Source organism: Rathayibacter sp. PhB127 (genome assembly GCF_003751665.1).
Classification (GTDB): Bacteria; Actinomycetota; Actinomycetes; order Actinomycetales; family Microbacteriaceae; genus Rathayibacter; species Rathayibacter festucae.
Map to the genome: position 1 here is coordinate 124,478 of NZ_RKHW01000002.1, position 14,033 is coordinate 138,510.

The window sequence follows — 14,033 nt, forward strand, 5'->3', positions numbered from 1 at the left end:
GAGTGGATTCGCGAGCCGGAGGTGACGCGAGTGGACGCTCAGCACGCGGAAACGGCTGAGGCTCGTGGGAAGCGCGTGATTCTGCGAGCCGGAGGTGGAATCGCGAGCCGGAGGTGCGGCGGAGGACGGCGCGGCCGGGAGCGCGGTGGGGGGCGCGATGGAGACGCTTAGCGCGAAGCAGTGCTCCGAGTCAACGGACTTCTCGAACGGGAGGAGCAGTGGTGGCCTGTGGCTACCGCTTCTCCCCCGGGGCCGCTCGACGACGAGCGCGTCGCACCCTGCCGCCCCGGACGCGCCAGCATGCCCGGAAAGGGGTCCCGATGAGCACGGTCGTTCTCGACACCGCCCACTCAGCGCTCGCCCCTGCGACCGACTCGCCGAGCGAGTCCGCCTCGCCGCGCGAGGAGAAGGACGCCCGCACCCTCTCGCTCTTCCACGCGGCGGCGACCGCCGACGACGCCGAGGGCGCGCGGATCCGGGAGCGGATCGTGCTCGACCATCTCGGGCTGGCCGAGGCGATGGCGAATCGGGTGTCCCGCGCCGGCGGCGACCGCGCGGACCTCCGCCAGGTCGCCTACGTGGGGCTGGTCAAGGCCGCCCGCCGCTTCACGCCGGAGCGCGGCGACAGCTTCGCCGCCTTCGCGGTGCCTACCATCACCGGCGAGCTCAAGCGCCACCTGCGCGACCTCGGCTGGATGATCCGCCCGCCCCGCGGCGTGCAGGAGCTGCACCGCCGCTCGGCCGTCGTCGCCGACGAGCTCGCGCAGGAGCTCGGCCGCCACCCGAGCGATCGGGAGATCGCCGCGCGGCTCGGCGTCGAGCCGGCCGAGGTCGCCGACGCGCGCGCGGCCGGGCATCCGCTCTCCCTCGACGAGACCGTCGGCGAGACCGGGGTCCGGCTGGCCGAGACGATCGGCGGGGAGGACGAGGACCTCGCGGCGATCGACCGCCGCCACGGCCTGGCCCGGGCGCTCGCCGAGCTCGAGAACGGCCAGCGCGAGCTGCTCCGGATGCGCTTCGTCGAGGAGATGACGCAGCAGCAGATCGCCGACGCGCTCGGCACCACGCAGATGCAGGTCTCGCGGCTGCAGCGCCGGATCCTCGCGCAGCTCGCCGACCGCCTCGGCGCCCCGTCTCGCGGACATCAGCCGAAGGCGCCCCGGAGCGGGGTCGCAACCGTCACTCCCGTCCACCCTGCGGCGCGGCTGCGGACCGCCTGAGGTGCGCGTCGGCGCGCGAGGGCAGGGTGGCGAGCGCGTCGAGGACGTGCTCGGTCTGCACCGCGAGCAGCGCCGGATCGGGCTCGGAGGAGAAGACGTCCCCGCGGCGCAGCGACGCGTCGGTCAGCACGACGTGCGGTCCGCTGACCGGCGGGCCCCAGGCCTCGGGCGGCGCCGGTCCGAAGATCACGACCGACGGGATGCCGTAGGCGGACGCCAGGTGCGCGGCACCGGTGTCCACCGTGACGAGCACCTCGGCCGCGGCGACGACGACGGCGAATCCACTCAGATCGATCGCGCCGGCGAGCACCTCGCCCGTTCCGGCCAGCTCGGCGACGCGGTGGGCGCGGTCGGCCTCGTTCGCGCCTCCGGTGTAGACGACGCGGTGCCCCTCGGCGGCCAGCGACCGCGCGACCGCGGCGAAGCGCTCCTCCGGCCACTCGCGCGAGCCGTAGAACGCGCCGATGTGCACGATCGCCGCGCCGTCGACGGGCGCGGGCACGGCCGGGACGGCGATGCCGACGTCCTCGGGGTCGGCGTCGAGACCGATGGAGTTGACCAGGCGGGCCCAGCGGGCGCGCTCCAGCTCGCCGTCGAGCCAGAGTGGGCGCGGGTCGTCGTGGCTCGCGTCGGGGTCGAGGGCGGGGACGCGGAACTCGAGGCGGCGCTCGGGCTCGAGCGCGATCAGGGCGTCGCGGGACTCCGGGCCGTTGCCGTGCAGGTTGACGGCGAGCTCGATGCGACCGGGCGCGACCGGCAGCGGATCGTCCAGCCCGCGCAGGGTCGGCACCAGGGCGTCGAGGCCGTCGATCAGGTCGACGATCGGCTCCAGCCAGGGCGTGGTCGCGAGGATCAGCCGGTGCTCGGGGAAGCCGCGGCGCAGCGCCTTGAGGGCGGGGACGGCCACGAGGATGTCGCCGAGCTTGAGGGCTCGCAGGGCGAGGATCTCCGGGGTTCCGTCCGGGTCGGTGAGAGCGCGCACGGCGCCTCCTTCCTGTCGGAGGTCCCGTACCCCGCTCCGGCGACCTCAGACGCGCGGATCTCGCCCGGCCGGCCCCGCGGCTCCGACGCGCCCGAGCGCACCACTTCTCCTCCCCCGCGTTTGGAACCCGGACGAGGGGGGTACGAGGGAGAGGTGAACGACTCGATCCAGCCGGGCTCCGCGCACCGCACCGCGGAGGACGCCCCCGCCCCGCGCGCCGCGCGCCTGCGCGGAATCCTCTTCGACCGCGACGCGACGCTCGTGGTCGACGTGCCCTACAACGGCGACCCGGCGCGCGTCGAGCCGATGCCCACCGCGCTGGACGCGGTCGAGCGGGCCCGCGAGGCGGGACTGAAGCTCGGCGTCGTCACGAACCAGTCCGGCATCGCCCGCGGCATCATCGACCGCGCGCAGGCCGACGCCGTGAACCGCCGCGTCGACGAGCTGTTCGGCGGCTTCGACGCGTGGATGCTCTGCCCGCACGGCCCGGAGGACGGCTGCGCCTGCCGCAAGCCCGCGCCGGGCATGGTGCTCGACGCCGCGCAGACCCTCGGGCTGCCCGCCGACTCCCTCGCGGTGATCGGCGACATCGGCGCCGACGTCGGCGCGGCCGCCGCCGCGGGTGCCCGCGGCGTGCTCGTGCCCACCCCGATCACCCGGGCCGAGGAGGTGGCCGCCGCTCCGCTGCGCGCGGCGACGCTCCTCGAGGCCGTCGAGCTGCTGCTGGCGATGCAGCCGGACGAGGACGCCGAGTGACCCGCCGCGTGCTGGTGGCGCGCCTGGACAGCGCGGGCGACGTGCTGCTCTGCGGGCCTGCCGTGCGGGCGATCGCCGCCGACGCCGAGGTGCTGCTGCTCGCCGGGCCGCAGGGCGCGCCCGCTGCGGCGCTGCTGCCGGGGCCTGCGGCCGTGCGCACCTGGTCCTGCCCGTGGATCGGCGACGCCACGAAGCCCGTCGACGCCGCCCTCGTGGCGGAGCTGCGATCGATCGTCGAGGAGTTCGCTCCGGACGAGGCCGTGATCCTCACCTCCTTCCACCAGTCGCCGCTGCCGCTGGCGCTGCTGCTGCGCCTGTCCGGCGTCGCGCGGATCTCCGGGGCCTCGGTCGACTTCGCCGGTGCTCTGCTCGACGTGCGGCTCGTCCCGGGCGAGACGCTCGAGGAGGACCAGCCGGAGCCGGAGCGCGCCCTCGCCATCGCGGCGGCCGCGGGCTTCGCGCTGCCGGAGGGCGACGACGGGCTGCTGCGGGTCGACCGCGGCGGCGTCCTTCCGGCCGCGCTCGAGGGCGTCGGACCGTACGTCGTCGTGCACCCGGGAGCCGCCGTGCCCGCGCGGGCCTGGCCGGCCGAGAACGCGGCGCGCGCGGTCGAGCTGCTCGCCGACTCCGGACTCGCGGTCGCCGTCACCGGCGGGCCGGGCGAGCGCGCGCTCACCGCGCAGGTCGCGGGCAGCCGCGGCATCGACCTCGGCGGAGCGACCGACTTCGCCGGCGCGGCCGAGGTGCTCGCTCGCGCCGAGGTCGTCATCAGCGGCAACACCGGCCCGGCGCACCTCGCGGCGGCCGTCGGCACGCCGGTGGTCAGCCTGTTCGCGCCCGTCGTCCCGGCGATCCGCTGGGCGCCCTACGGCGTGCCGGTCGAGCTGCTCGGCGACCAGCAGGCCGCCTGCGCCGGCTCGCGCGCCCGCGTCTGCCCCGTCCCCGGCCACCCCTGCCTCGCGGGGGTGAGCGCCGAGGAGGCGGTCGCCGCCGCCCACCGGCTCCGCGCGCTCCCGCGGCGCGACTCCACGACATCCACGACGACACCCTCGGAGGCGCTCGCATGAGGATCCTGCTCTGGCACGTGCACGGCGGCTGGGCGGACGCGTTCGTCCGCGGCGACCACGAGTACCTGCTCCCGACGACCCCGGTCCGCGACGGCTGGGGCCTCGGCACCGGCGGCCGTGACTGGCCGAACACCGTCGAGATCGCCCCGGAGGAGCTGCGCGACGCCGACGTCGACGTCGTCCTCCTGCAGCGCCCGGACGAGCTCGCGGAGGCGGAGCGCCTGCTCGGCCGCCGGCTCGGCCGCGAGATCCCGGCGGTCTACGTCGAGCACAACACGCCCCGCGGCGACGTGCCCGACAACCGCCACCCGCTCGCCGACCGCGACGACCTCCTCCTCGTGCACGTCACGCACTTCAACGCGCTGATGTGGGACACCGGGTCGACGCGCACCACGGTGATCGAGCACGGGATCAACGACCCCGGCCCCCTTTACACCGGCGAGCTCGCGCGCTTCGGCGTCGTCATCAACGAGCCGGTGCGCCGGCAGCGGGTGACCGGCACGGATCTGCTGCCGCGCTTCGCCGCGGTCGCTCCGCTCGACGTCTTCGGGATGAAGACCGAGGGCCTCGTCGGCACGCCCGGGCTGCCCGCCGAGCGCCTCGACGTCCTCGGCGACGTGAAGACCGGCGCGATGCACGCGGAGCTCGCCCGCCGCCGGGTCTACCTGCACCCGTTCCGCTGGACCTCGCTCGGCCTCGCGCTGCTCGAGGCGATGCACCTGGGCATGCCGGTCGTCGCGCTGGAGACCACCGAGGCCGGCCGCGCCGTGCCGCCTGAGGCCGGCGCGATCTCGAACGACCTCGACGCGCTGGCGGCAGCCGCCCGCGCGCTGATCGAGGATCCGGAGCGGGCCGCCGTCGCCGGAGCGGTCGCCCGCGAGGCCGCGCTCGCGCGCTACAGCCTCGGCCGCTTCCACCGCGACTGGGACGAGCTGCTCGGCGACCTCGCCGCCGCCCCGCCCACCCTCTCCACCGCCGGAACCCGCGAAGGGAGCACCCGATGAGCACTCCGCGTCCCCTCTCGATCGCGATGGTCTCCGAGCACGCCAGCCCGCTGGCGACGCTCGGCGGCGTCGACGCCGGCGGCCAGAACGTGCACGTCGCGGCGCTCGCCGACGCGCTCGCGCGCCGCGGTCACCGCGTCACCGTCTACACCCGGCGCGACGACGCGTCGCTCCCCCGCCGGGTGCCCTTCACCTCCGGCGTCGAGGTCGTGCACATCGACGCCGGCCCGGCCGCCAAGGTCTCCAAGGACGAGCTGCTGCCCTTCATGGGCGACTTCGCCGTCGACCTCGCGAACGACTGGCTCGACTCCCGGCCCGACCTGGTGCACAGCCACTTCTGGATGTCCGGGGTCGCCGCGCTCGACGCCTCCGAGCGGGTGGAGCGCGCCACCGGGCGCCGTGTGCCCGTCTTCCACACCTTCCACGCGCTCGGCGTGGTCAAGCGCCGTCAGCAGGGCGCGCTCGACACCAGCCCCGAGGAGCGCGCCTGGCTCGAGCCCGGCGTCGGCCAGCGGGCGGACGGTGTCGTCGCCACCTGCTCCGACGAGGCCTTCGAGCTGAAGGGCCTCGGCGTGCCGACCTCGAGCATCTCGGTGGTGCCCTGCGGCGTCGATCTCGAGCGCTTCACGCCCGACGGACCCGTCGCCGAGCGCACCGGGCGGCTGCGCCTGATGAGCATCGGCCGCCTCGTGCCCCGCAAGGGCATGGGCCACGCGATCGAGGCGCTCGCCCGCCTGGTCGCCGACGGCTGCGACGCCGAGCTGGTCGTCGTCGGCGGCTCCGGATCGGGCGACGCGCTCGCCGCCGACCCGGAGTACCAGCGCCTGCACGCGGTGGCCGAGGGCCTCGGAGTCGCCGACCGCGTCGTCTTCGCCGGCCAGCTCTCGCAGACCGAGATGCCGGCGATGCTCCGCTCCGCCGACATCGTGATCTGCGCGCCCTGGTACGAGCCGTTCGGCATCACCCCGCTGGAGGCGATGGCCTGCGGCGTGCCGGTGGTCGCCTCCTCCGTCGGCGGGCTGATCGACACGGTCGTCGAGGACGTCACCGGCGTGCACGTGCCGCCGCGCGACCCCGCCGCGCTCGCCGAGGCCCTCGCCGCGCTGATCGCCGACCCGGAGCGCGCCCGCGCCTACGGAGCCGCCGGCCGCGCCCGCGTCGAGTCCCGCTACTCCTGGGACCGCGTCGCCGCGGACACCGAGCGCGCCTACCTGACCACCCTCGCCGGACTCGGCGACGGCGATGCCGCCATGAGCGGCACCGCTCGCACCTCCCTCTCCTCCACCCCCCGGAAGGCGGCCCCGCGCAGATGAGCATCGACACCGTTCTGGACACCCCGACGGACACGCCGTCCGACACCCCGGCGGACGCCGCCCGGCGCCTCGTCGACGACCACGTCGCCCGCGCGCTCGACGTCGTCGCGCAGCTGGAGCGGCACTCCGACCGGATCGTCGCCTGGGGCGTCGAGCTGGCGGACCGCCTGCACTCCGGGGCGCGGCTGCTCGCGGCCGGCAACGGCGGCTCGGCGGCGGAGGCGCAGCACCTCACCGCGGAGCTGGTCGGCCGCTTCGACGGCGACCGCATCCCCTTCTCCGCGATCTCGCTGCACTCCGAGACCTCGAGCCTCACCGCGATCGGCAACGACTACGGCTTCGACCACGTCTTCGCCCGCCAGGTCACCGCGCACGCCCGCACCGGCGACGTCGTCGTGCTGCTCTCGACCAGCGGCCGCAGCGCCAATCTGCTGCACGCGGCCGAGGCGGCCCGCGCCGCCGGCGCCCGCACCTGGGCGCTCACCGGCGACGGGCCCAACCCGCTGACCGAGGCCTGCGACGAGTCGATCGCGCTCGAGGGCCACGGCTCGAACGTGCAGGAGGCGCAGCTCGTGCTGGTGCACGCGCTCTGCCGGGCGTTCGAGCACCGGATCCGCGTGCGGACGGGGGCGGCCGCGTGAGCCGCCTGCGGATCGCCGTGGTCGGCGACGTGATGCTCGACGTCGACCTCTCCGGGCCGGCCGAGCGGCTGAGCCCGGACGCGCCGGTGCCCGTGGTCGACGTGTCGACCCGCGGGGTGCGCGCCGGCGGTGCCGGGCTGGTCGCGCGGATGCTGGTGCGCGACGGGCACGAGATCGTGCTGGTGACGGCACTGGCCGACGCCGCCGATCCCGATGCGGCCGAGCTGCTCGCCGCCCTCGACGGTGTGCGCGTGGTCGCCGGGCCCTCCGGCGCGCCGACGCCCGTGAAGACGCGCGTCGCCGCCTCCGGCCAGGCGGTCGTCCGCTTCGACCGCGGCTGCGAGCGCCCGCCGGTGCCGACCGTGACCGAGGAGATGCTCGCCGCCCTCGGCGAGGTCGACGCGGTCGTGGTCGCGGACTACGGCCGCCGGCTCACCGAGGACGCCTCGCTCCGCGCCGCCCTCGACGCGCTCACCGTGCCGCTGGTCTGGGATCCGCACCCGCGCGGGACGGCGCCCGTCGCCGGGACGACCCTCGCGACGCCGAACCTCGGCGAGGCGACCGGCTTCTCCGGGGCGAGTGGCCGCGGCGTCACCCTCGCGGAGACCGCCGCCACCACGCTGCTCGAGCGCTGGGGCTGCGGCGCGGTCGCCGTGACGATGGGCTCCGGTGGCGCCCTGGTCCGCTCGCGCGGCGCCGGCGTGCCGGTGGTGCACCCCGCCGCCGCCGTGCCGCCGACCGATCCCTGCGGGGCGGGCGACCGCTTCGCCGCCTCCGCCGCCGTCGCGCTGGCCGGCGGGGCCACCCCCTCCGAGGCGGTCGGCGCAGCCGTCGCCGCGGCCGGGGCCTACCTGCTCGCGGGCGGAGTCTCCTCCCTCGGCGCTCCGGCGGACACCGCCGCCCTGCACGGGGCGTCCGGAGTGGACGCGCTGCGCGTCGCCGAGGCCGTCCGCGGCGCCGGCGGCACCGTGGTCGCCACCGGCGGCTGCTTTGACCTGCTGCATGCCGGCCACGCCCGCACGCTCTCGGCCGCCCGGGCGCTGGGCGACTGCCTGATCGTCTGCCTCAACTCCGACGACTCCGTCCGGCGCCTCAAGGGACCGGCTCGGCCGATCATCCCCGAGGACGACCGGGTCGACCTGCTGCTCGCGCTCGAGTGCGTCGACGCGGTGCTCGTCTTCGGCGAGGACACCCCCGACGAGGCGCTGCGCCGCATCCGCCCGGACGTCTGGGTCAAGGGCGGCGACTACTCCGCCGAATCGCTGCCCGAGACCGCGACGGTCGCCGAGTGGGGCGGCCGCGTCCTGACGGTGCCGTACCACGCGGGCCGCTCGACCACCCATCTCGCCGCCGCGCTCGCGCGCGTCGGCTGACCGCGTCGGCTCCGGCCGACCACCGCAGACCCGGCCGGCCACGCCGACCGCCGCCCCACCACGTCGGCCCCGCCGACGACGAGGATCCTGGAAGGGACACCCATGACCACCACCCCCACCCCCATCGGCCGCGTCCTGATCACCGGAGGCGCCTCCGGGCTCGGAGCCGCCGTCGCCGCCGCCGTCACGGCCGCGGGCGGCACCCCGATCGTCCTCGACCGCGACGTCTCGAACGTCCAGGAGGGCGTCGCCGCCTACCAGGTGGACGTCGCCAGGACCCGCGAGGCCGAGAAGGCCGTCGTCGAGATCGCCCGCGAGCACGGCGGCCTCGACGCCGTCGTCACCGCGGCCGGCATCGACCGCTGCGGCCGCCTCGTCGACGTCGAGCCGGAGGAGTGGGAGCGCGTGATCTCGGTCAACCTGCTCGGCACCGCCGCCGTCGTCCGCGCCGCGCTGCCGTTCCTCACCGAGACCCACGGCCGCGTCGTCACCGTCGCGTCCTCACTCGCGATCAAGGCCGTCTCGGACGCCACCGCCTACTGCGCGTCGAAGTTCGGCGTGCTCGGCTTCACCCGGGCGCTCGCGGCCGAGACCAAGGGCGAGATCGGCGTCACGACGCTGATCCCCTCCGGCATGAAGACGCGCTTCTTCGACGACCGCGACGCCCAGTACAAGCCGGGCCCCGACGCGCTCCTCAACGACCCGGAGAACGTCGCGAACGCCGTGATGTTCGTCCTCGGCCAGCCCCGCGGCTGCGAGGTCCGCGAGCTCGTCATCACCCACGAGGAGGAGCCCTCCTGGCCGTGAGCTGACGCCCCCGTCGGGGCTCCGCGAGATGCCACTTGAGCACGCACGCCTCGGCGTGTCGCGTACTCAAGTGGCATCTCGCGGTTGGGGGGGGGCAGGCGTCAGCGGGTGGAGGCGAGGACGCCGCGGACGTCCTCGAGGACGCGGGCAACGGGGACGTCGTCGACGAAGGACAGCTCGTGCTCGCAGCGCTCGGCGGTCCAGCCGACCTGGGTGACGTCGACACCGCAGACCGGGCAGCGCGTGGTCCAGCTGAGCTGGAGGCGGTGGCGCTGCCGGCCGAGCGGCTGAGCGTTGATCGCGTTGCCGACCCAGAAGATCCCGACCGTGGGCGCGCCGACCGCCGCCGCGAGGTGCCGCGGCCCGCTGTCGTTGCCGAGCACGAGGTCGGCGAGCGAGAGCAGCGGAGCGAGGTCCGGCAGGTCGACCGCGTCCGCCCAGGACACCGCGCCCGGGGCCGCCGCCACGATCGCCTCGGCCGCGGGGGCGTCGGAGGCGTCGCCCACGACGAGCACTCGCGCCCCGTCGGCCAGCAGCGCGCGGGCCACCTCGGCGAAGTTGTCCGAGCTCCAGCGGCGCCGGACGTCGGTCGCCCCCGGGTGGATCAGCACCAGCGGCCCGCCGGCGGGCAGCGCGGCGGCGAGGCGGTCGCGGCGCTCCGGGTCGACCTGCAGCGACGGCTCGAGCCGGACGGCGGGCGCCCCGGCGAGCCCGACGATCTCGAGCGCGCGCAGCATCTCGTGCTGGTAGTAGACGTAGGGGATCGTGCGCTCCAGCTCGGCCGCATCGTCGGTGCGCGAGCCGATCGTGTGCCGCGCGCCGAGGCGCTGCAGGAACGGGTTGGAGTAGCGCCCGCCGCCGTGCAGCTGCACCGCGAGATCGAAGCGGCGCGCGCGCATCCGCTCGGTGAAGTCCTCGACGACCCGCGGGTCCTCGCCCTCGCCGTCGCGGACGCCCTGCGCCACCGGCAGGATCTCGACGTCGCTCACCGGCGACTCCACGCCCTGCAGCAGTACGCGGTGCGCCGGAGTGCCGAGCAGCACGATCTCGGCGCCCGGGTAGGCGGCGGCGAGCGCGTCCACGGCGGGCAGCGCGAACAGCAGGTCGCCGAGTCCGCCGCCGCGCAGCACGGCGATCCTCTCGACTCCGTCGAAGCGGTCTCGGAGCGGGGCGATGGCGACCACGGTCGTTCCTCTCGGTGGGGCGGAGTCGCGCGCGGCGGCTCCGGGGAAGGGGCACTCCTCCTCTTCCCCGTCGGGGGCGATCCGAAACCGGAGGCAGCCGTCGAGCCCCGCACAACATCAGCTGAAATGGGAGGGCCTCCGCTGTGGAGGGAGGGACCCCCCTCTCAGCTGATGTTGTGCGGCGACCTTCGGGCGACGGCCCCGCGCGGGCCCGCCTGCGCGGCTGCTCAGTCGTCGGCGAGCGCCCCGCGGCGGATCTTGCCCGCGTCGTCGCGCAGCGGGGTCCGCTGGAGTCGCAGCGCCCGCGGTGCCCGCGAGCCGAGGTGCTCGCGCGCGAAGGCGAGCAGCTCCTCCTCCGTCACGTCGCTCTCCGCGATGTCCGTCACCGCCTCCACCGCCTGGCCGAGCTCGGCGTCCGGGACGCCGAAGGCGACCGCGCCGCGCACCGCCGGGTGCTCCTCCAGCGCCCGCTCGATCTCCGCCGGGTAGACGTTCACGCCGCCGCGCAGGATCAGGTCGTCCGCTCGGTCGAGCACCGTCAGGAAGCCGTCGGCATCGACGGAGCCGAGGTCGCCGAGGGTGTCCCAGCCGTCGTCGGTCCGCTTCGACTCCCCGCCGAGATAGCGGTAGGTCGCCTCCCCACGGCGCAGCTGCACGAGTCCGGGCTCGCCCGGCCCGCACTCCGACCCGTCCGACCGCAGCACCCGCAGCTCCGTCCCACCGATCGGCCGGCCGACGCTGCCGGGCCGCTCGAGCCACTCGTCGCCGCGGATCATCGTCAGCCCGTTCGACTCGCTCCCGGCGTAGACCTCCACGACCCGCTCGGCACCGATCCACTCGATCAGCGCGCGCTTGTCCGCCGGCGGGCACGGCGAGCCGAGGTGCAGCACCGTCTCGAGCGACGACACGTCCGCGTCCCGGTGCCCGGGCGTCCGCAGCAGCCGGTGGATCATCGTCGGCACCAGCAGCGCCCAGGTCACCCGGTGCTCCGCGATCGCCGCGAGCACCCGCGCCTCGTCGAAGCGCGGCAGGATCACCAGCCGCTGCCCGGTCAGCAGCCCGCGGAAGGCGTAGGTGAAGGTCGCGGAGTGGGTGAGCGGCCCGGCCACCAGCTGCACCCCCTCCCGCGGCAGGAACGCCGCGACCGGCTGCGTCGGATCCATCAGCGCGGGCGCCGCCGCGAGCACGATCTTCGGCCGCCCGGTGCTGCCGGAGGAGGCGGGCGCCTTCCAGGACGACGCCCAGAGATCCGGCAGCTCGTCGTCCGGCAGAGCCGCGTCGGGCACGAAGCCGGCGGGCACGAAGGGCACGCCCTCCAGCTCCACGCCGATGCTCAGCGACGGCCGCCCGAGCGCGCCGACCTCGGCGAGCTCCCGCACCGACAGCCCGCGCGAGAGCGGCTGCGGCGTCGCGCCCGCCTTCCAGATCGCGGCGCAGGCCAGCACCAGCTCGGCGCTGTTCGGCAGCGAGACCGCGACGAGCGAGTCCGGAGTGACGCCCCGCGCCGCGTAGGCGCGCGCGAGCCGGTTCGAGGCCCGGTCCAGGGCGCCCGCGGTGAGGGTCGCGTCGTCCGCGACGACCACGACGCGCTCGGGGTCCCGCTCGGCGAGCGCCGAGAAGCAGCGCGAGAACGACCGCCGCATCAAGCGCCGCCGACGTGCGAGAGGTACAGCGCCTCGTGACTCGCCGCGACGTCGTCCCACGAGTGCGAGAACGCCAGCGCCCGCCCGGGCCCGGGCTCCGCCGCAGCCCCCGCGAGCGCCGCGGCGAGCGCACCCCGGATCCCCGCCACGTCGCTCCCGTACGCCACCGTCCCCCCGAAAACCTCGCGCAGCACCGGCAGATCGCGCGCGACGACCGGCACCCCCGCGGCGAGCGCCTCCATCGCCGCCAGCCCGAAGCCCTCCTTGGTCGAGACGAAGCCGAGCACCGCCGCACCAGCGACGAGCGCCGCGAGCCGCTCCTCCGGCACCGTGCCGAGCACGACCGGCACGACGCCCAGCTCGGCCGCCCGGCGCTCGAACTCCTCGCGGTAGCCCCGGTAGTCGAACAGCGTCTCCCCGCCGCCGAAGACGAGCGCGGTCCCCGGAGATAGCCCCGCGAACGCCTCCAGCAGGTCGATGCTGCCCTTCCGCGGCTCGATGCCGCCGAGCGCGAGCACGTAGCGGCCGAGCTCGGCCCGCCACTCCCCCGCCGCGGCACCGCCGGCCGCGGCCGCGAACCGCGCGGCGTCGACGCCGTTCGGGATCACCACCGGCGTCCGCCCCCAGCCCGCCGCCACCTCGTCGGCGACCGCCCGCGACACCGCGAGCAGCCCGGCCGGCCCGGTGATCGCGCGCTCGTGGCAGGCGATCAGCGCCGGCGTGGTGAAGGCGTCCAGGTGGTGCACCGTGCGGAGCAGTCCGCCGGCCCCCGCGAAGCCGGCGTCGAGCGCGGCGTTCGCCGAGATGCAGTCCTGCGCGTGCACGACGTCCCACTCCCCGCCGTCCTCCCCCAGCGCGACGGCCAGCGCGTCGAGCGAGCGGACGATCCGGTCGCCGACGTCCTCCCCGTCGCGCGCCGCGAACGGCACCACGCGCACCGCCACCGCCGGGTCGACCGCGCGGAAGAAGGCGGAGTCGCCGCCGCGCCCGAGCGTCCAGACGGTGACCTCGTGCCCGCGCCGGGCCAGCGCCTCCGAGAGCGCGAGCGTGTGCACCACGCCGCCGCGGGGCTTCGTGGAGTAGGTCAGCTGCGCAATCCGCACGGGGTCTCCTTCAGGCGGGGCGGCGCCCACGGGCGGCACCGGTCGGTCGGGCGGCCCGGGTTCAGACGGTGGGAGCCGCGCGGTGGTACGCGTGCTCGGCGCGGTCGCGCAGGTGGTCCATGCTGCGGCGGGCGCGGGCGACGGAGGCCGAGACGTCGTCGGTCGCGACCGCCAGCCCGCCCTTCGCCCAGGTCTTCGCGAGGATCTCGCCGGCCGGATCGACGACCTTCGCCTGCCCGAGGAAGCGCAGCCCGCCGAGCACGCCGGTCTGGTTCGAGGAGACCAGGTAGACCTGGTTCTCCGCGGCGCGCGCGCAGTCGTAGAGGTCGAACAGGTGCGCCTGGCGGTCGTTGCGGATCCGGTCGGAGCGGTCGGTGACGCTCGCCGGCCAGGCGCTGAGGCAGCAGAGGATCTCGGCCCCGTCGAGCGCGAGCGAGCGCGCCGACTCGGGGAAGGTCTTGTCGAAGTCGATCATCATCCCGATCCGCCCCACCGACGAGTCGAACGAGCGGAAGGAGGCACCCGCCGCGTACGCCTCCGACTCGCCCAACGGCAGGTGCACCTTGCGGTGCGTCCCGATCACCTCGCCGCCCTGCACGCAGACCGCCGAGTTGTAGCGCCGCACCTCACCGCCCTCCAGCGCGCGCTCCGCGATGCCGAAGCACACCGTGGTGTCCCCCGCCATCGCCGCGACGGCCGCCACCTCCGGCCCGTCCACCTCCACGGCCTGCGGCAGGTCGTCGGGGCCGGGGTGGTGCATGTCGAGGAGGTAGCCGCCGAGGGTCGCGTCCGGCAGCACCAGCAGGTCGATCCCGCGCTCCTGCGCGCTCGCGATCATGCCGGGCAGCTTGACGAGGGTGCGCTCGATGTCGCGGCCGAAGTGCGCCGCGACCGCGGCCATCGTGATCGTCGACATGGTCCTTCTCTCCCGCCCTCTGCG

The 14,033-nt window shown here is 75.9% G+C and carries 13 protein-coding genes; 8 read left to right on the top strand and 5 right to left on the bottom strand.

The features are described from left to right. The first annotated feature begins 320 nt into the window (after positions 1 to 320). Positions 321 to 1,220 carry a sigma-70 family RNA polymerase sigma factor gene (locus tag EDF22_RS11125; protein ID WP_123705028.1) on the top strand — a complete coding sequence of 300 codons (900 nt, stop codon included), beginning with the start codon at positions 321 to 323 and terminating at the stop codon, positions 1,218 to 1,220. Here the strand turns inward: EDF22_RS11125 and EDF22_RS11130 are convergent. Further along, positions 1,180 to 2,202, bottom strand: a complete 1,023-nt coding sequence (locus EDF22_RS11130) for a glycosyltransferase family 9 protein (protein ID WP_123705029.1) — start codon at positions 2,200 to 2,202, stop codon at positions 1,180 to 1,182. The two genes, EDF22_RS11125 and EDF22_RS11130, sit on opposite strands and share 41 nt — an antisense overlap. A gap of 153 nt (positions 2,203 to 2,355) precedes the next feature. On the opposite strand from EDF22_RS11130, the gene EDF22_RS11135 reads away from it, so the two are divergent. The 7 genes from EDF22_RS11135 (at position 2,356) to EDF22_RS11165 (ending at position 9,163) form a co-directional block, all read left to right on the top strand. Further along, positions 2,356 to 2,958, top strand: coding sequence for an HAD family hydrolase (locus tag EDF22_RS11135; RefSeq protein WP_311316355.1), 603 nt, complete (start codon positions 2,356 to 2,358; stop codon positions 2,956 to 2,958). Next, positions 2,955 to 4,025, top strand: coding sequence for a glycosyltransferase family 9 protein (locus EDF22_RS11140; RefSeq protein ID WP_123705030.1), 1,071 nt, complete (start codon positions 2,955 to 2,957; stop codon positions 4,023 to 4,025). The genes EDF22_RS11135 and EDF22_RS11140 overlap by 4 nt, the downstream gene beginning before the upstream one ends. Beyond that, the gene (locus EDF22_RS11145; protein WP_123705031.1) at positions 4,022 to 5,029 is read left to right on the top strand and encodes a glycosyltransferase; all 1,008 of its coding nucleotides are present in this window, start codon (positions 4,022 to 4,024) and stop codon (positions 5,027 to 5,029) included. The genes EDF22_RS11140 and EDF22_RS11145 overlap by 4 nt, the downstream gene beginning before the upstream one ends. After that, positions 5,026 to 6,342: a glycosyltransferase gene (locus tag EDF22_RS11150; RefSeq protein ID WP_123705032.1), complete on the top strand. Its 1,317-nt coding sequence runs from the start codon at positions 5,026 to 5,028 to the stop codon at positions 6,340 to 6,342. Before EDF22_RS11145 ends, EDF22_RS11150 begins: the two co-directional genes overlap by 4 nt. Further along, entirely contained in the window at positions 6,339 to 6,983 is a 645-nt protein-coding gene (locus EDF22_RS11155) for an SIS domain-containing protein (protein WP_123705033.1), read from the top strand. Before EDF22_RS11150 ends, EDF22_RS11155 begins: the two co-directional genes overlap by 4 nt. Before the next feature lie 5 nt (positions 6,984 to 6,988). Beyond that, the gene (locus tag EDF22_RS11160) at positions 6,989 to 8,356 is read left to right on the top strand and encodes a PfkB family carbohydrate kinase (RefSeq protein ID WP_123705577.1); all 1,368 of its coding nucleotides are present in this window, start codon (positions 6,989 to 6,991) and stop codon (positions 8,354 to 8,356) included. Between the two features lie 102 nt (positions 8,357 to 8,458). Then, positions 8,459 to 9,163, top strand: coding sequence for an SDR family oxidoreductase (locus EDF22_RS11165; protein ID WP_123705034.1), 705 nt, complete (start codon positions 8,459 to 8,461; stop codon positions 9,161 to 9,163). Positions 9,164 to 9,264: 101 nt separating this feature from the next. Here EDF22_RS11165 and EDF22_RS11170 read toward each other — a convergent pair whose 3' ends face one another. The 4 genes from EDF22_RS11170 to EDF22_RS11185 form a co-directional block, all read right to left on the bottom strand. Further along, on the bottom strand, positions 9,265 to 10,347 hold the full coding sequence (locus EDF22_RS11170; RefSeq protein ID WP_123705035.1) for a glycosyltransferase family 9 protein: 1,083 nt from the start codon (positions 10,345 to 10,347) through the stop codon (positions 9,265 to 9,267). Between the two features lie 227 nt (positions 10,348 to 10,574). After that, positions 10,575 to 11,990 (bottom strand): AMP-binding protein, encoded by a 1,416-nt coding sequence (locus tag EDF22_RS11175; RefSeq protein WP_123705036.1) that lies wholly within the window; start codon positions 11,988 to 11,990, stop codon positions 10,575 to 10,577. Continuing rightward, the gene (locus EDF22_RS11180; RefSeq protein WP_123705037.1) at positions 11,990 to 13,093 is read right to left on the bottom strand and encodes an MSMEG_0565 family glycosyltransferase; all 1,104 of its coding nucleotides are present in this window, start codon (positions 13,091 to 13,093) and stop codon (positions 11,990 to 11,992) included. The genes EDF22_RS11175 and EDF22_RS11180 overlap by 1 nt, the downstream gene beginning before the upstream one ends. A gap of 61 nt (positions 13,094 to 13,154) precedes the next feature. Continuing rightward, the gene (locus tag EDF22_RS11185) at positions 13,155 to 14,009 is read right to left on the bottom strand and encodes a carbon-nitrogen hydrolase family protein (RefSeq protein WP_123705038.1); all 855 of its coding nucleotides are present in this window, start codon (positions 14,007 to 14,009) and stop codon (positions 13,155 to 13,157) included. Between the last annotated feature and the right edge of the window lie 24 nt (positions 14,010 to 14,033).

Bases quoted from the DNA above. Each gene is read 5' to 3' on its own strand.
- EDF22_RS11175 (WP_123705036.1), bottom strand. From the start codon at position 11,990: ATGCGGCGGTCGTTCTCGCGCTGCTTCTCGGCGCTCGCCGAGCGGGAC.
- EDF22_RS11150 (WP_123705032.1), top strand. From the start codon at position 5,026: ATGAGCACTCCGCGTCCCCTCTCGATCGCGATGGTCTCCGAGCACGCC.
- EDF22_RS11155 (WP_123705033.1), top strand. From the start codon at position 6,339: ATGAGCATCGACACCGTTCTGGACACCCCGACGGACACGCCGTCCGAC.
- EDF22_RS11185 (WP_123705038.1), bottom strand. From the start codon at position 14,009: ATGTCGACGATCACGATGGCCGCGGTCGCGGCGCACTTCGGCCGCGAC.
- EDF22_RS11165 (WP_123705034.1), top strand. From the start codon at position 8,459: ATGACCACCACCCCCACCCCCATCGGCCGCGTCCTGATCACCGGAGGC.
- EDF22_RS11145 (WP_123705031.1), top strand. From the start codon at position 4,022: ATGAGGATCCTGCTCTGGCACGTGCACGGCGGCTGGGCGGACGCGTTC.
- EDF22_RS11125 (WP_123705028.1), top strand. From the start codon at position 321: ATGAGCACGGTCGTTCTCGACACCGCCCACTCAGCGCTCGCCCCTGCG.